This is a genomic window from Actinomadura decatromicini (assembly GCF_008121305.1).
In the GTDB taxonomy this organism is placed as follows: domain Bacteria; phylum Actinomycetota; class Actinomycetes; order Streptosporangiales; family Streptosporangiaceae; genus Spirillospora; species Spirillospora syzygii.
Genome location: NZ_VSRQ01000011.1, coordinates 138,074 through 154,098, shown reverse-complemented (window position 1 = coordinate 154,098; position 16,025 = coordinate 138,074). Strand labels below are relative to the sequence as shown.

The 16,025-nt window shown below is 74.5% G+C and carries 15 protein-coding genes; 6 read left to right on the top strand and 9 right to left on the bottom strand.

Annotated elements, in window-relative coordinates; all coding sequences use genetic code 11:
- Positions 1-20: 20 nt before the first annotated feature.
- On the bottom strand, positions 21-491 hold the full coding sequence (locus FXF68_RS38235; RefSeq protein ID WP_148767707.1) for a hypothetical protein: 471 nt from the start codon (positions 489-491) through the stop codon (positions 21-23).
- Positions 492-830: 339 nt separating this feature from the next.
- On the opposite strand from FXF68_RS38235, the gene FXF68_RS38230 reads away from it, so the two are divergent.
- Positions 831-2,927, top strand: coding sequence for a DUF6077 domain-containing protein (locus tag FXF68_RS38230; protein ID WP_148767706.1), 2,097 nt, complete (start codon positions 831-833; stop codon positions 2,925-2,927).
- A 12-nt stretch (positions 2,928-2,939) separates the two neighbouring features.
- On the opposite strand, the gene FXF68_RS38225 is transcribed toward FXF68_RS38230, so the two are convergent.
- Positions 2,940-4,367: an alpha/beta fold hydrolase gene (locus tag FXF68_RS38225; RefSeq protein ID WP_148767705.1), complete on the bottom strand. Its 1,428-nt coding sequence runs from the start codon at positions 4,365-4,367 to the stop codon at positions 2,940-2,942.
- A gap of 189 nt (positions 4,368-4,556) precedes the next feature.
- Here FXF68_RS38225 and FXF68_RS38220 point away from each other — a divergent pair, with 189 nt between their 5' ends.
- Positions 4,557-5,306, top strand: a complete 750-nt coding sequence (locus tag FXF68_RS38220; RefSeq protein ID WP_148767704.1) for a hypothetical protein — start codon at positions 4,557-4,559, stop codon at positions 5,304-5,306.
- Between the two features lie 48 nt (positions 5,307-5,354).
- Entirely contained in the window at positions 5,355-6,209 is an 855-nt protein-coding gene (locus FXF68_RS38215) for a helix-turn-helix domain-containing protein (protein WP_148767703.1), read from the top strand.
- A 12-nt stretch (positions 6,210-6,221) separates the two neighbouring features.
- Here the strand turns inward: FXF68_RS38215 and FXF68_RS38210 are convergent, their stop codons facing one another.
- From FXF68_RS38210 to FXF68_RS38200, 3 genes are all read right to left on the bottom strand, one after another.
- Entirely contained in the window at positions 6,222-6,551 is a 330-nt protein-coding gene (locus FXF68_RS38210) for a DMT family transporter (RefSeq protein ID WP_148767702.1), read from the bottom strand.
- Positions 6,551-7,447: an LLM class flavin-dependent oxidoreductase gene (locus FXF68_RS38205; RefSeq protein WP_222870287.1), complete on the bottom strand. Its 897-nt coding sequence runs from the start codon at positions 7,445-7,447 to the stop codon at positions 6,551-6,553. Before FXF68_RS38205 ends, FXF68_RS38210 begins: the two co-directional genes overlap by 1 nt.
- Positions 7,448-7,530: 83 nt before the next feature.
- Positions 7,531-8,673: a PucR family transcriptional regulator gene (locus FXF68_RS38200; protein ID WP_148767700.1), complete on the bottom strand. Its 1,143-nt coding sequence runs from the start codon at positions 8,671-8,673 to the stop codon at positions 7,531-7,533.
- 127 nt (positions 8,674-8,800) lie between these two features.
- Here FXF68_RS38200 and FXF68_RS38195 point away from each other — a divergent pair, with 127 nt between their 5' ends.
- A complete protein-coding gene (locus FXF68_RS38195; RefSeq protein WP_148767699.1) occupies positions 8,801-9,595 on the top strand; it encodes a class II aldolase/adducin family protein in 795 nt (264 codons plus the stop codon).
- Here the strand turns inward: FXF68_RS38195 and FXF68_RS38190 are convergent.
- Positions 9,564-10,085, bottom strand: a complete 522-nt coding sequence (locus FXF68_RS38190) for a MarR family winged helix-turn-helix transcriptional regulator (protein ID WP_148767698.1) — start codon at positions 10,083-10,085, stop codon at positions 9,564-9,566. The two genes, FXF68_RS38195 and FXF68_RS38190, sit on opposite strands and share 32 nt — an antisense overlap.
- Positions 10,086-10,141: 56 nt before the next feature.
- Between FXF68_RS38190 and FXF68_RS38185 the strand changes: the two genes are divergently transcribed.
- Complete coding sequence (locus tag FXF68_RS38185; protein ID WP_148767697.1) at positions 10,142-10,534, top strand: VOC family protein; 393 nt, start codon at positions 10,142-10,144, stop codon at positions 10,532-10,534.
- Here FXF68_RS38185 and FXF68_RS38180 read toward each other — a convergent pair.
- Together FXF68_RS38180 and FXF68_RS38175 are read right to left on the bottom strand one after the other, a co-directional pair.
- Positions 10,528-11,964: an ATP-binding protein gene (locus FXF68_RS38180; protein WP_148767696.1), complete on the bottom strand. Its 1,437-nt coding sequence runs from the start codon at positions 11,962-11,964 to the stop codon at positions 10,528-10,530. The two genes, FXF68_RS38185 and FXF68_RS38180, sit on opposite strands and share 7 nt — an antisense overlap.
- Before the next feature lie 64 nt (positions 11,965-12,028).
- Positions 12,029-13,678, bottom strand: a complete 1,650-nt coding sequence (locus FXF68_RS38175; RefSeq protein ID WP_246179170.1) for an NAD(P)/FAD-dependent oxidoreductase — start codon at positions 13,676-13,678, stop codon at positions 12,029-12,031.
- Positions 13,679-13,807: 129 nt separating this feature from the next.
- On the opposite strand from FXF68_RS38175, the gene FXF68_RS38170 reads away from it, so the two are divergent.
- On the top strand, positions 13,808-14,863 hold the full coding sequence (locus tag FXF68_RS38170; protein WP_148767694.1) for a Gfo/Idh/MocA family oxidoreductase: 1,056 nt from the start codon (positions 13,808-13,810) through the stop codon (positions 14,861-14,863).
- A 15-nt stretch (positions 14,864-14,878) separates the two neighbouring features.
- Here FXF68_RS38170 and FXF68_RS38165 read toward each other — a convergent pair whose 3' ends face one another.
- On the bottom strand, positions 14,879-15,892 hold the full coding sequence (locus FXF68_RS38165; protein ID WP_148767693.1) for a coiled-coil domain-containing protein: 1,014 nt from the start codon (positions 15,890-15,892) through the stop codon (positions 14,879-14,881).
- Between the last annotated feature and the right edge of the window lie 133 nt (positions 15,893-16,025).

The window sequence follows — 16,025 nt, the reverse complement described above, 5'->3', positions numbered from 1 at the left end:
GCCTGCCCGGCGGCTCGCCGTCAGCGGCTGGCCGCCGAGTAGAAGTCCATGTCGGCGGCGTCCTCGCCGTGTCCCGAGCCCCAGCGGCGGGGCGCCCACGCCGGCATGAGCAGCGCGAGCCCCATCATCCCGTACACGCCGGAGCCGAGCAGCATGCGGAGCCCGAAGTCCATGTCGCCGGACGGCGGGACCCTGCCCGGCAGGTCGAGCGCGCTGTCCGGGTCGATCAGGAACCAGGCGCTGAGGCCGAGCAGGGCCAGCGCCGGGACGAGCGACACCAGCGGCGACGCCCAGCGCGCGACGATGATCACGCCCATCACCAGGCCGACGGCCGCCAGCAGGGCGAACGCCCCGTAGATCCGGGTGCGGTCGGTGATCTCCTGCCCGGTGCCGTCGAAGGACTGCCCCGCCTGGACGTAGCCCCAGGCCGCGCCGTACAGGATCCCGGGGGTCAGCAGGACGCCGAGGACGAAGCCGATCGCATGGCGCACCGCGCATCACATCCCATCGAGCGCGCCCGCCGCGCGGGGGCGCGTGGTTCCGTGGCGCCTCAATCAGAACATGCACATCGGGCAAACCGCAGCAAATCCGTTGCGATCGCGGACGATCGACGATCGTCCGGTAACGGGGGCCCGTGCCACGCCACTCCTTAGGTGGCGGGAGGATGTCAACTCGGGACGCGGTCCCGGCGTCGTACAGATAACAAGATCAATAAGGGCAAATCGCCGTCCGAGCACTCTCGGTCACCCCCGCCGGGCAGAGTTGTCGGCAGCGCGCACATAAATGCGGTGTTCGTACACCGCGGGCACAGTCATGCGCAGGGGGACCAGGTGATCCAGTTGCTGGAGCGCACCACGGGCAGGAGCGGGCCCGGCCGGGCCGGGGACACGCGGACCACACGGTTCGTGGACGGGGCCGTCGACGCGGCGGTGCTGCTGTTCGCCGCGTGGACCGTCGTCTACCACCTCGGACTGGTGTTCAAGCCGTCCACGTCGGTGCTGCTCCTCATATGGGCGGTGGGCGCGGCCGCCGTCGCGGCGGTGTACGGCACGCGGCGCGGCTGGTGGGCCGCCGTCCTGTGGCCGGACCGGCCGGACCGTCCCCGCGCGTGGCGCTCCCGGCTCGTCCCTCCCCCGCGCGTCCTCGCCGCGGTAGCCGTGGCGGCGGGGATCGCGGCGGGGACGTGCGCGGGCCTGCACCCGTCCGGCGTCCCGTGGTGGTGCGCGTGGACGACCGGGCTCGTCAGCGCCGCCGCGTCCGCCGCCTACCTGCTCCTCCGCCGCCCCGGGGTGCCGGACCCCGGCGACGCGGACGGCCCTGACGAGCCGGAGTCCGACGAGCCGGAGTCCGCCGGGCCGGAGGCCGACGAGACCCGCTGGGGGACGCCGCTCGCGCTCCTCACCGGCGCCGGGTTCGCCATCGCGTCCCTGTTCATCGTGAACACCGACGGCGACGACGCCTACTTCGTCTCCCGCTCGGTGGCCGCCGCCGCGACCGGCGAGATCCCGCTCCGGGACGTCATCTTCACCCCCGGCACGGCGGACGAGATCGCGGGCGAGCCGCCGGTCGCGTCGATCGAGGTGCTCGCCGGGGCGCTCGCGCGGCTGCTCGGCGTCCCCGCCTCGTCGTTCGTGTGGTACGTGCTGCTGCCCGCCGTGACGTTCGGCGCGGTGTGGGCGCTGTGGCGGCTCGTCCGGACGTGGGCGCCGCGCCGCGCCACCCTCTGCTTCGCGATCGGCGCCGTCTACCTGCTCTGGAGCGGGACGAGCGCCGCGTCGCTCGGGTCGTTCCACCTGCTGCGCATGTGGCAGGGCAAGGGCGTGCTGGTGTCCGCGCTGATCCCGCTGACGTTCTGCTACCTGACCCGGTGGGCCGAGCGGCGGTCCCGCGGCGACCTCGCGCTCCTCGCCGCCGCCGGGATCGCGGCGGTCGGGCTCACCTCCTCGGCCGCGTTCATCACCCCGCTGGTGGTGCTCGCGGCGGCCGTCCCGCTCGTCGCCTCCGGGCGCGTCCGGACCGGCCTCGCCGCCTGCGTCGCGCTGGCGTACCCGGTCGGATCCGGGCTCGCGGTGAAGTTCCTGCACGGCGAGACGACGGTCGTCGGGGCGGTCCACGACGCCCCCGACAGCTACCGCTGGGTCCTGCTGGAGGCCACGCTCGGGGTGCTCGGCGGGTGCGCGCTGTGGCTGTCGCCGTGGACGGCCCGGCGCGGCGTCCCCGCGCTGGTCTGCGCCGGGACGGCGGCGGGCCTGTCGGTGCTGATCGTCCCGGGGCTGCTGGAGGCGGCGGCGGACGCGTCCGGCGCCGGGCAGGTGCTGTGGCGGACGATGTGGCTCGTCCCCGCGCCCGCGCTGGTCGGCCTGCTCGCGTCGGTGCGGCTGCCCGGGGCCGCCGTGCCCGCCGGGGTGCCGGGGTCCGCGCGCGTCCTCGCGGCGGGCGTCCCGGCGGCGGCGCTCGCGACCGCGCTGATCGTCGGCGGGACGCCGCTGTGGTCGGAGGAGAGCCGTTCCGTCGTGGAGTCGCGCCCGTCCTGGAAGGTGCCGGAGGGGACGGTCGGCCCCGCGCGGCGCGCGATCGCGCTCGCGGGCGACGGCGGCCTCGTGCTGATGCCGTCCACGTACATGCGGGTGGTGCCGCTGCTCACCACCCGCACGCACGCGGTCGACCCGAACGACCACTACCTGGGCATGCTGCCGGTCCCGCCGCGGTTCATCGAGGACCGGCGGCTGCTGACCGAGGCCGTCCGCCGCCGGTGGGGCCCGAAGCCGGACGCGGCCGAGGTCCGCGCGGCGCTCGACCGCACCGGCGTGGACGTGGCGTGCGCGTACCGCCGCGACCACCGGGGCCGCGCGCTGCTGCGCGAGGCCGGGTTCCGGGACGAGCACCGCGTCGACAAGCTGGTCTGCCTGGTGAAGCCGAAGAGCTGACGTGGCACGGGGTCATCCCAGGAGGAACTTGGCGACGGCCTCGCGTCCCGCCGTGCCGCGTTCGCGGTTCTGGATCGAGTGCGCGGCGCCCTTCACGACGACGAGCCTGCCGAGCGGCGCGCGGCCGAGTTCCTCCCGCGCCCATTCGAGCGGCGTCGACAGGTCGCGGTCGCCGTTCAGCAGCAGCACCGGGACGGACAGCCTCGCGTGCCGCGGCTCGGCGGTGTGCCGCGCCCACGGCCAGTGCAGGCACCCCTGGACGAACCCGCCGCCGACCGCCGTGTCCGCGGTGAACGGCCAGGTGGCGCGGGCGGGCAGGTGCCGCCGGACGCGCTCCAGCGCCGCCGCGCGCACGGACGGCCGCGTCTCCGACGTCCCCCAGGGGAAGTGCCCGTCGCCGCAGATCGTGGCGATGTGCAGGCCCGAGCTGTACTCGGCGACGTCGCCGCCGGTGGAGTCGAGAAGCCGCAGCAGCCGGTCGAGCCGCGCCGGGTCCCCGTGCCGCGCCTGGTGGATCGCCGCGACGATGTCGCCCGCGCCGTCCGGCAGCGCGTCCGGGTTCCGGTAGGTCGGGTCGAAGAACTCGTAGGTGACCAGCGCGTCCCAGACGAGGACGGCGTCGGTGCGGTGGCGGGCGAGCCAGGCGAGGTCGTCCGCCGGGTCGAAGCCGCACGCGGGCGCGGTGGCGCAGGCGTCCCGCAGGACGCGCGCGGTGGCACGCAGCCCCGTCAGGTACAGCATGTCGTCGCGCTGCGGGTCGACGTGCGGCAGCACCGAGTCGAGGACGAGCCTGCTCACGTTCCGGGGATGCCGGGCGGCGTACGAGGCGCCGGTCATGGTGCCGTAGGAGACGCCGTCGACGGTCATCGCCCGGACGCCGAGCGCCTTCCGCAGCAGGTCGAGGTCGCCGACGGTCTGCTCGGTCGTGAAGTAGTGCCGCCGGTTCCCGAGGATCCCGGCGCACTCCGCCACGGCGTCCCGCGCGGGCGGCTTGATGTCGCTGCCGTCCACCTGGGCCTGGAGCTTCGGGCAGTCGACGGCGCCGGACGCGCCCGTCCCGCGCTGGTCGATCATGACGAGCCGGTACCGCTTCGCCACCTCGGGCATCCGCCCGGAGATCCGGCCGATGAACGGGACGCCCGGCTGCCCAGGGCCGCCGGTCAGGAACAGCAGGACGCCCTTCGGCGCGTCCGCGTTGTCGGCCGTCGCCACCTGGAGGCGGAGGGTGTCCGCGCCGCCGGGACGGCGGTGGTCGAGCGGGACGGTCAGGAACGAGCAGGTGAACCCGGGCTGCCCCGGGCACGCGTGCGGGTCGGCTAACCCGGGAGCAGACGGGCCCGGAGGGGACGCCGGGGGCCGGGGCGCGGCGGCGGCCGTGGCCCCGCCGGACGCGGCGAGCGCGAGGGTGAGCGCCAGCGCCGCCGGGATACGTGATCGCATGAGGCGATCATCTCCCCGCGCGGGCTCGCGTCAAGGCGCCGGGCGGGAGATGATCATAAAGGCCCTGTACAGAGGGTCACGAGTTCGAGGCCGGAAAGTGACATGGCCACTACTGGTGAGCGGCCGTTGGAATGGGACACTTTCTGGGCGGGGGGCCGTGGACCGCACTGCCGACCGTGGAGGAGCCGGATGCAGACCTGGGACGTCATTCGCCAGGACGACAACGGCAACAAGGTCCACATGTCCACGCACGATTCACGGATCTCCGCGCTCGCCCAGGTCCTGGTCATCGAGAGCGGCCCCCGGCACAAGCAGACGTACTGGGTGGAGGGGCCGCCCGGGCCCGCCGTCCGCACCAACCGCGACCTGTACCTCGTGTTCCTGCAACTCGGCCAGGAGGCGCGGGCCGCGTCGTGGTCGCTGTCGGCGTTCCTGCGGTCGCTGTGGAAGGTCAGCGCCCCGCTGAGCGACCAGCCGAAGCTGGAGCCGGACGACGTCGCGGCCATGTTCGCCGCCGCGTCCACGACCCCGCCCGCCGACTTCGACCCGGCGTGGAGCGGCAAGGACCTCTCCCTCCCCGGCGACGAGCCGGACGGCTACGCCGACTGGGAGCGCGTCCTGCTCTCCCAGGTCGCCGACCTGGAGGACTTCATCGCCGCCCCGCCGGGCCCGCAGGCCCGGTTCGGCGTGGACGCCCCGCGCCCGCCCGGCTCCGGCGCCCGCGCCACCCCGGCCCGCTGGTACAACTTCGACCCGGCGACGTACCTGGAGTGCGCGGTCGCGGGCAGCCTCGGCGGCTGGGACGCGGCGGACGGCGCCCGCGTCCCGCTGCCCACCGGCCCCGGCGAGCCGCCCGCCCGCTCCTACGTCCGCACGATCACCAGCATGACCTGGGACGACCTGTCCCGCATCGCTGTGTGCGGCCAGGTCTACGAGTAACCCCCAGACTGTGCGGCACTGTCCTGCCCGCGTGGTAGGACTGGGCGTATGAGCGACAGGAACGTCGAGGTCAGCGACCGGGGCGGGTGGCTGCTCGCGCGGGGCCGCCCGCATCCGGCGCTGCGCCCGTTCCTGCGCTCCTACGACGGCTACCGGGAGACCGAGGCCGTCCCGACGCGGATGCGGACCCTGCCCACCCGCACCACCGTGATGATCATCAACCTGGGGCCGCCGCTGTACCTGGCGGTGCCCGACCCGGGCGTCCGCGACCGCGCGTACACGTCGTTCGTCGCCGGGATGCACGACGGGCACGGCATGTACCTCAGCCCCGGCGGGCAGCGCGGCATCCAGCTCGACGTGACGCCGCTCGGCGCGTACACCCTGCTCGGCCTGCCGATGGCGCGGCTGACGAACGCCGCGGTCGAACTGCCCGACCTGCTCGGACGCGCCGCGAGCACGCTGGTGGAGCGGCTCGGCGACACGCCGTCCTGGGGCGCGCGGTTCGACGTCCTCGACGAGTTCCTGCTCCGCCGCCTGGAGGTCGGCCCCGCCCCCGACCCGGAGGTCGGCCGGGCGTGGCGGATGCTGGACGCCGACCCGGCGGTGCCGGTCGCCCGGATCGCCGCCGACGTCGGCTGGAGCCGGAGGCACCTGACCGACCGGTTCCGGGAGCAGGCCGGGCTGCCGCCGAAGGTGATGGCGCGGGTGCTGCGGTTCCAGCGCGCGGTCGGGCGGCTCGCCGGCGGCGCCGGGTTCGCCGAGGCCGCGGCCGCCTGCGGCTACTACGACCAGGCGCACCTCAACCGCGAGTTCCGCGCGCTGTCGGGGTGCACGCCGTCCGAGCTGATCGGCGGGCAGCTCGAACAGCAGCGCACCACCAGCCTCGCCGAGCCCCTCGGCTGAGTCCGGGCGCGGTCAGCCCTGGTGGACGCCGCCGCCGAGGTTCATCACGATCACGCCCAGCACGATGATCGCCGCGCCGATGATCGTCAGCGGCTTCACCTGCTCGTCGTACAGCAGGACGCCGCCGACGAACGCGCCGATCGTCCCGAGCGCGGACCAGATCGCGTACACCGGGCCGACGTTCAGCGACGTCAGCGCCTTCGCCATGAACACGAACGAGGTCAGGTACCCCACCACGACGATCAGCGACGGGCCCAGCCTGGTGAACCCGTCCGAGCCGCGCATCGCGAGCGTGGCCGTGACCTCGAAGGCGATCGCGAAGGCGAGCAGCACGAACGGCATCAGCGGCCCCCCGTGTGCCCGGGGCGCCGGGTGTGCTCGCCGTGCTCGGCGGCGACCGCCTCGAACACCTTCATGTCGGCGTCGAACGCGGACCCGGGGCGCGGCCAGTGCAGCACGATCTCGGTGACGCCGAGTTCGGCGTAGCGTCCCGCGAGATCGTCGAACGCGGCGGTCGAGTCGAGCCACGGCTCCTCGCTGAACCCGGTCAGCAGGACGCGCTCGGCCACCTCGCGGCCCTCCGCCTCGCAGGCGGCGTCGAAGGCGTCCATCCGGGCGCGGACGGTGTCCCACGCCTCCCGCCCGCCGCCGTGCGGGCTGGTCACCCAGCCCGCGCCGTGCCGGGCGGCGAGCCGCATGCCGCGCGGGCCGTCCCCGGCGATCACGAACGGGACGCGGGGCCGCTGCACGCACCCCGGCTCCTGGACGACCTCCCGCGCCGTGTAGTGCGTCCCCTCGAACGTCGTCTCCGGCTGCCGCAGCAGCCGGTCGAGCAGCCCGACCCAGTCGGCGAAGCGGTCGGCGCGCTCGCGCGGGGTCCAGTCGTCCCCGCCGAGGATCCCGGCGTCTGACGCGCGCCGCGTCCCGCCCGCCCCGATCCCGAGGTCCAGCCGCCCGCCGGAGACGTGGTCGATCGTCTTCACCGCGTGCGCGGCCGGGACGGGGTGCCGGAAGTTCGGCGAGGTCACCAGCGTGCCGAGGCGGATCCGGGAGGTGACCGCCGCCGCGGCGGCCAGGGTCGTGTAGGCGTCGTACCAGGGCGTCGTGCCCCGCCAGGCGATGTGGTCGTAGACCCAGGCGTGGCGGAAGCCGAGCTCCTCGGCCCGCCGCCACGTCTCCCCCGCCTCCGGCCAGGACTGCATGGGCCAGATCACGGCGCCGATGCGCGGTGCGGTCACCGGTCCCCCTTCGCTTCGCTCGCGGACGCCCCCGGACGGGGCGCCCCCCGATGGCTCACGGCCGTTCGATGACGGCCAATAGATCATGGCGCGGCCCCGGCCAGCCACCGGCGCAGGGCCCACCACAGGGTCGCGGCCTCCGCCACCGCCGCCCCGCCCGCCGGGCCGGGCAGGGGGCGGCCGGTCAGCTCCCGCAGCCGCCCGATCCGGTACTTGACCGTGTTGGCGTGGACGTGCAGCGCCGCCGCCGTCGGCTCGACCCGGCCGCCGTGGTCGAGGTAGGCGAGCCCGGTCGCGGCCAGCTCGACGTGGAACGGGTCGCCCGGGTCGAGGCCCGCGAGCAGCGCGTCCGCGAGCAGGCGGCCGAGCTCCGGCTCCGCCTCGGTGACGGTGAGGAGCGCGAGGCCGGTGAGGTCGCGCGGGCCGGTGAGCCCGGCGGCGGCGCCCGCCCGGAGCGCGCGCCGCGCCAGCTCGTACAGCGGCGCGACCTCGGCGGGACGGGCGGGCGGCGCGGCCACGAGCAGCGCCCCGCCGCCGTCCGCGCCGAGCGCGTCGGGGAGGCGGGCGGCGAGGGCCGCGAACCGCCCGTCGACCAGGCCGCAGAGCGCGGTGCCCGCGGCGGTGAGCTCGGCCTCCAGCCGCGCAGCCACCGCCGGGTCGCTGACGTCGGACACCACGCACCGGTACGCGGCCGACGCGTCCAGCGGCGCGCGGACCGGGACGGGCTCGCCGTGCAGGAGCTGCCGCAGCATCTGCACGCGCCCCTCACGGACCGTCCGGGCCATCTCCAACTCCGCGACCCGGTGCGCGTGCACCATCCGGTGGACGAGCGCCGTGGTGATCTCGTCGATGCGGGTGACGCCGTCGAGGAGGACTCCGTCCGGGACGCCCGCGCGGCGCCCCTCGGCGACGATCGTCCGGACGAGGTGGGCGCGGCCCGCCTGGAAGCCGTCCAGGAACGCGGCGACCGGGACGCCCTGCCGGGCCCGGTCCGAGCCGAGCCGCTCCGCCGCCGCGAGGACGTCCGGGCCGGGCCCGCCGTCCGCCAGCGCGCCGAGCACCCCCTGGACCAGCGCGCGGGTGTGCCGCCTGGTCTCCTCCTCGGGCAGCGCGGCGACCAGCTCCGACCGGCCGCGGGCGGCCCGGACGGCCGACTCCAGCAGCGCCGCGTCGGCGCCGTTCTCGATCAGCAACCGCAGGAACCGGTCGCCGGCCACCTGCTCCATCACCCCATTGTGCGCCCGGATTTGTCCGTCTTGGACAACCGGGTGCGGGACACTTGGATCGCCCCGGTCTAGCCGCGGCGCGCCGGCATGGTGTTCCGTGGGCGGTAGACGAGCCGAGGAGTGCGCCATGCCCGACGACGACGAGTTCCTGGAGAAGCTGCCGACCGACCTGATCTTCCGGCTGCCGCCGTCGTTCGACGACGTCGCGGACGAGCGCAGGCACCGCAAGGAGCGGCTCACCGCGGCGCTGCGCCTGTTCGGCAGGCTCGGGTTCGAGGAGGGCGTCGCCGGGCACATCACCGCCCGCGACCCCGAGCGCACGGACCACTTCTGGGTCAACCCGTTCGGCATGTCGTTCAAGCACATCAGGGTCAGCGACCTGATCCTCGTGAACCACGAGGGCAAGGTCGTCGAGGGGCGCTACCCGGTCAACGAGGCCGCGTTCGCGATCCACTCGCAGATCCACCAGGCGCGGCCGGGCGTCGTCGCCGCCGCGCACAGCCACTCCACGTACGGGCGGGCGATGTCCGCGCTCGGCCGGAGGCTGGAGCCGATCACGCAGGACGTCTGCGCGTTCTACCAGGACCACGGCCTCTTCGACGACTACACCGGCGTCGTCACCGACCTGGAGGAGGGCAAGCGCATCGCCGCCGCGCTCGGCGACCACAAGGCGGTCATCCTGCGCAACCACGGCCTTCTCACGGTCGGCGACACGGTCGACGCGGCCGCCTGGTGGTTCATCACGATGGAGCGGTCGTGCCAGGTGCAGCTCCTCGCCCAGGCGGCGGGGCCGGTCGTCCCGATCGAGCACGACAACGCCGTCCTGACGCACGAGCAGATCGGCAACGACCTGGTCGGCTGGATCAACTACCAGCCCCTCTACGACCAGATCACCCGCGAGCAGCCCGACCTGTTCGAGTAGCCGGCGTCCCGCCGGGCTCCGGGGCGTCCCCGGGACGCGCCCGCGGGTCGTGGTGGACGAGCAGCACGCGGACGATCCGCTCGAACGCCGCCCGGTCGTCCGCGTCGAGGGGTTCGAGGAGGCGGTCGTCGAGCGCGGCGGCGCGGCGGGTCACCTCGTCCAGTTCGGCGCGGCCCTCCGCGGTGAGCTCCACGACGTAGCGGCGGCGGTCGGACGGGTCGCGCTCGCGCCGGACGAGCCCCGCGTCCGCCAGCCGCCCGACGACCTCGACCAGGTCGCTCGGGTCGATGCGCAGCCGCCTGCCGAGCTCCCGCTGCGAGGCGGGGGCCGCGTCGTCCAGCGAGGCGAGGACGGCGAAGTGCCAGAGGCCGAGCCCGTGCTCGTCCATCATGCGGCCCATCGCCGTCCGGCCCGCGCGGGCGACCTGGGCCAGCGCGAACGTGGTGACGCCGAGCAGCCGTGGCGGCAGCGGTCCCGCGGTCTCGTCCATGCGGTTATTGTAGGGTTCCACCCATCATTGGTGGACACCCACGATTTGGGGAACGCATGGACGCGCTGTACCCGCGCCTGCTGGTGGACGACTTCGAGCCCGCCGCCCGCTTCTACGCGGCGGCGCTGCGCGAACTGCTCGGGATCGAGCCGGTCAAGCTGCTGCCCGCCGCCGAGTACGCGAACTGGGACCTCGGCGGCGAGGGCGCCCTCGTCGTCATGGGCCGCGCGCGCATCGCGGAGGCGATCGGCTCGACGGGCCCGTCCGGACAGGACGCGGCCATGCTCGTGTTCCGCGTGGACGACGTCGACGCCGCCGCGAAGACCCTCGGCGGGCTCGGCGCCACGCTGGTCGCCGGGGCGCGGGACCGCCCCGAGTGGGGGCCGGGGCTGCGCACCGCGCACCTGCGCGACCCGGCCGGGAACCTGCTGGAGCTCCAGTCCTACTGATCGTCCGCCGAGTCCGCCCGTTCGGGGGCGGCGGACTCGGTGAGCGGCAGGAAGACCTTGAAGCGGGTGTCGCCCGGCAGCGACTCGACGCGGATGTCGCCGCCGTGCCGGTCGGCGACGATGCGCCAGGAGATGTCGAGGCCGAGGCCCGTCCCCTGCCCGACCGGTTTCGTGGTGAAGAACGGCGTGAAGATCCGGTCGAGGTCGTCCTCGGGGATGCCCACGCCCGTGTCGCCGATCTCCACGACCGCGTGGTCGTTCTCGCGGCCGGTGCGGATCGTGAGCGTCCCGGAGCCCTGCATCGCGTACAGGGCGTTGACGATCAGGTTCGTCCAGACCTGGTTCAGCTCGGCCGCGTAGACCGGGACCTCCGGCAGCGCCGGGTCGTAGTCGGTCTTCACCGTCACGTCCGCGCCGATCTTGCGCTTCAGCATGGTGAGCGTGCTGTCGAGCAGCTCGCGCAGGTCGGCGCGCACGTACGGGGCGCGGTCGAGCTGGGAGTACTGGCGGGCCGAGTCGAGCAGGGCGGTGATGCGGCCCGTCGCCTCGGAGATCTCCGCCTGCAGCTGGGCGACCTCCATGACCTCCGCCAGCCAGCGGATCGCGGCGGGCAGGTGGTCGTCGGCGATCCGGGCGACCTCCTCCGCCTGCTCGGGGCCGATGCCCGCCGCGACGAGGCCGGGCGCGACGCCCCAGGCGTCCGGGACGCCGTGCTCCTCCAGCCAGTCGCCCAGCTCGTCCTCGGCGTCGCTGACCTCCAGCGGGCTCCGCCGCGCCCCCGGCGGCGCCGGCCGCGGCCGCATCGAGACGAGCGCGCCCAGCCGCGTGCAGTCGACGCCCTGCGCGGCGAGGTCCGCGAGGCTGCGCTGCGCGCCGGTGAGGCGCTCCCCCAGCTCGGCGCTCGCCCGCGCCGCGGCCGCCGCCGGGTTGTTCAGCTCGTGCGTCAGCCCGGCGGTGATCGTGCCGAGCGCGGTCAGCCGCTCCCGCTGGTCGACGGCGCGGCGCAGGTTCGTCATGCCGAAGAAGATCCCGGCGAGCAGGTGCGTCGCCATCGGGAACCACTGGCGGACGGCCTTGCCGAACTTGCGGGCGGGCAGCACGAACATGCGGCACTCGCGCACCGCGCGCAGCGTGTGCTGGTACCGCTGCTCGATCTGGTCGCCGAGGTACGCCTGGACAGCCCCGCCGTAGGTGCCGGGACGCGCCGTCCGCGTCACCTCGACGATGTGGCCGCGGACGTTCTGCGACATCGCCATCTCGCCGTCCAGCAGCACGTACAGGAACTCGGCCGCGTCGCCCTGGCCGCAGATCACGCCGTCCGCCGGGAAGGTCTCGACCGTCCCGTACGCCGACAGCCAGCCGAGCTTCTCGTCGTCGAGATCCTCGAACAGGAAGAGCCGACGCAGCTCCTCGGGTGTCGCCGTGCTCATACCCGCCCCCTCATGCCTGCCTCCTGTGGAGGGTCGACCCCCCACACCCCCCGGTTCGCTTCGCTCATGCCTGCTCCAAGTAGCGGTGAACCAGGGCCACCGCCATCGCGCCGTCGCCCACCGCGGACGCGACGCGCTTCATCGACTGGGCCCGGACGTCGCCCGCCGCGAACACCCCTGGGACGCTCGTCTCCAGGTGGTACGGCTGGCGGGCGAGCGGCCAGCCCGCCGGGCGGCGGCCCCCGGCGACGAGGTCCGGGCCCGTCACCACGTAGCCGAGCGCGTCGCGCTCGACGAGGCCGTCCAGCCAGCCGGTGCCCGGCTCCGCGCCGATGAACACGAACAGCCAGTGCGCGTCGATCGTCTTCTTGCCGCCCGCCCACGCGAACGTGAGCCGCTCCAGCCGGTCGGCGCCCTCCGCCGCGCACACCGTCTTGCCGGTGTGGACCTCGATGTTCGGCGTCGCGGCGATCTGCTCGATCAGGTAGTGCGACATCGAGCGCTCCAGGCCGTCCGCCCGGACGATCAGGTGCACCGTCTTCGCGTACCTGGCGAGGTGGACGGCGGCCTGCCCCGCCGAGTTCGCGCCGCCGACGACCGCGACCTCCTCGTCCGCGCAGGACGGGGCCTCGGTGAGCGCCGCGCCGTAGAAGACGCCGCGGCCGACGAAGTCGTCCACGCCCTCGGCGTTGAGACGCCGGTAGGACACGCCGGTCGCGAGGATCACGGCGTGCGCGGCGATCTCCGTGCCGTCCGACAGCCGGGCGACGCGGGCCGTGCCGCGCGCCTCCAGCGCCGTGACCTCACCGGCCTGGAGCAGCTCGGCGCCGAACCGGTCGGCCTGGCGGCGGGCCCGGTCGGCGAGCTGCGCGCCGGACACGCCGTCCGGGAAGCCGAGGTAGTTCTCGATCCGGGAGCTCTGCCCGGCCTGGCCGCCGAGGGCGCGCCGCTCCACGACGACCGTCCGCAGCCCCTCCGACGCCCCGTACACGGCCGCGCCCAGCCCGGACGGCCCGCCGCCCACGACGATCAGGTCGTAGAACCCGGTCGACGGGGTGCTCGGCAGCCCGATCGCGGACGCCAGCACGGCGTCGGACGGCGCGGACAGGGTCGTCCCGTCAGACCGGACGATCAGCGGCAGCTCCGGACGGTCCGCCGCCTCGATCAACTCCGCGCCCTCGGGGTCGTCGTCCATCAGCCACGTGTAGGGGACCTGGTGGCGGGCGAGGAAGTCGCGGACCTCGTAGCAGCGCGCCGACCAGCGGTGCCCGACGACCCGCAGCGCCTCCCCCTGCTCGTGCCGCTCGGTGCGCGCCCACGCGTCGAGCTGCTCGTCGATCACCGGGTAGAACTTCTCCTCCGGCGGGTCCCACGGCTTCAGCAGGTAGTGGTCGAGGTCGACGTCGTTGATCGCGCGGATCGCGGCGTCGGTGTCGGCGTAGGCGGTGAGCAGGACGCGCCGCGCGTACGGGAACAGGTCCATCGCCCGTTCGAGGAACTCCACGCCGGTCATCTCGGGCATCCGGTGGTCGGCGACCATGACGGCGGTGTCCTCGCCGCGCAGCCGCAGCTCGCGCAGCGCGTCCAGGGCCTGGGGGCCGGACTCGGCGCGCACCACCCGGTACGACTCGGCGTACCGGCGGCGCAGGTCCCGCGCCACGGCCCGGGACACGCCCGGGTCGTCGTCGACGGTCAGCAGCACTGGCTTCGGCACCGGCTCCCCCTCTTTCCGCGATCTCCCTCCGAAGAATATGCCGCGCGGGTGACGGTCACTCCGGCCCGGCCGGTCGCGGACGGGACCCCGCCTCCCGGCCGCCGTCCCGCCATCGGACATGATCGTCACATGGACCTGCGCGTCGCACTGATCGGCTACGGCACCGGCGGCTCGGTGTTCCACGCGCCGCTGATCTCGTCCGTCGCCGGGATGCGGCTCGCGGCGGTCGTCACCGGCGCGCCGGAGCGGCGGCGCGCCGTGCGGGAGCGGTACCCGGACGCGGAGGTCGTGGAGAGCGCCGACCGGCTGTGGAGCGCTCCCGGCGGCTACGACCTGGTGGTGGTCAGCGCGCCGAACCGGCAGCACGTGCCGCTCGCGCGGGCGGCGCTGACGTCCGGCGTCCCGGTCGTCGTGGACAAGCCGGTCGCGGCCTCGGCCGCGGACGCCCGCTCGCTCGCCGCGCTGAGCGCCGTCCGCGGGCTGCCGGTGTTCCCGTTCCACAACCGGCGCTTCGACGGCGACTTCCAGACGGCGCGGCGGCTGATCGACGCGGGCGCGCTCGGGGACGTCCGGCGGTTCGAGTCGCGGTTCGAGCGGTGGCGGCCGGAGGTGCGGCCGGGCTGGAAGGAGAGCACCGACCCGCGCGAGGCGGGCGGGATCCTGTTCGACCTCGGCTCCCACCTGATCGACCAGGCCGTCGCGCTGTTCGGACGTCCGGCGGAGGTCTACGCGGAGATCGACGCGCGGCGCCCGGGCGCGGCGACCCCCGACGACGTCTTCCTCGCCCTGACGCACCCGGACGGCGTCCGCTCGCACCTGTGGATGAGCGCGACCGCCGCGCGGCTCGGCCCGAGGTTCCGGGTGCTCGGAAGCCGCGCGGCGTACTCGGTGTCCGGCATGGACGTGCAGGAGGAGCAACTCCGCGCGGGCCTGACCCCGAAGGAACCGGGCTACGGATTCGCACCCCCGGACGCCGCCGGTGTCGTCGGAACGCCCGGCGACGAGCGCCCCGAGCCCACCGTGCCGGGCGCCTACCAGGAGTTCTACGCGGCCGTGGCCCGCACCCTCACCGAGTCCGCGCCGCCACCGGTCACCCTCGCTGACGCGATCATCGGCCTAGAGATCATCGACGCCGCCACCCGCTCCGCCGAAGAACACACCGTCGTCCCGCTCGACACCCCGTGACGCCCCGGCCGGGTCTCAGAGGACGGAGACGTGGACGTGGTCGAAGTGGTTCTGGGTGACGCTGCCGCGGTCCTCCATGGCGCGCCAGCCGCCGCTGCCGCGCATGTCGTAGATGCGCTGCTTCCAGATGACATACTTGATGCCGAGCCGGGACGCGTTGTCGATCACGAACTGGGCGACGCGGTCGCCGTGGGCCTGGGCGGAGGCGCTCGGCATCCTGCCGCCGGTGCTCTCCATGAAGTCGCAGGCCGTGCCGGACCCGTGGTCCTGCGGGTCGCCGGGACGCGAGCAGCCGATCGTCGGGAACGGCCCGAACTTGCCGTCGATCTCCAGCAGGGCGGTCCGCATCCGCGCGGTCATCGAGTTGCCGACGATGGGCGACTTGGTGCCGCTGACGCCGTCCGGGCGCCCGCCTCCGGCGGGGCCCTGCGTCGCCTCGGGCTTGTACTTGGCGAGGAGCTTCTTGACCCGGGCGCGCTGGCCCTCCAGGTCGTCGATCTCCTTCTTCACCGCGTCGATCTTCTTGCGGGCCGTCTCCTGGGACTGCGTCGCCTTCGTCTGCATGGCCCGCAGGTTCTGGACGCGCCGCCCGTTGTTGAGGCTGATGTGCTCGATGACGGCGGCGTCGTGGACGGCGGCGCCCGGCTCGGCGGCGGAGATCATCGGGACGACGTCGAGCCGCCCGTTCATGTACGTGCCGGCCGCGAGCCGGGCCACGTCGGCGCGGGCGGCGTCGTAGTCGCGTCCGGCGCGGGCGGCGTCGAGGCCGGCGCGCTCGGCCGCCTTCTTCGCCTCGTCGAGCGTGATCAGCTCGCCCCGGTACTCCTTCGACAGCCTGTCCGCGCGCTTCTGGAGTTCGGCGTACTCCTTCTTGAGGTCCTTCGGTTTCTGCGGGAGGCCCGCGGCGCTGCCGGCCGCCGGCGGCAGCGCCGCCGAGACGCCCGCCACGAGGACGAGCGCCGCGAGCCGCCGCGCCGTCCTGCGCCCGCCGGAGCGGGTCGGCCTGCCGAGGGGATCGAGCGCCGCCACAGATCTCTCCTAGATAACAAAGCTCAAGATTGGCGGCACGCTACCACAATCGCCCATTTCGCCTCAGATGCTTCGAAAAACACATAGAGTTACCAGAAGGTCACCGGACGCCGAGGGGGCCGCGCCGCATGTC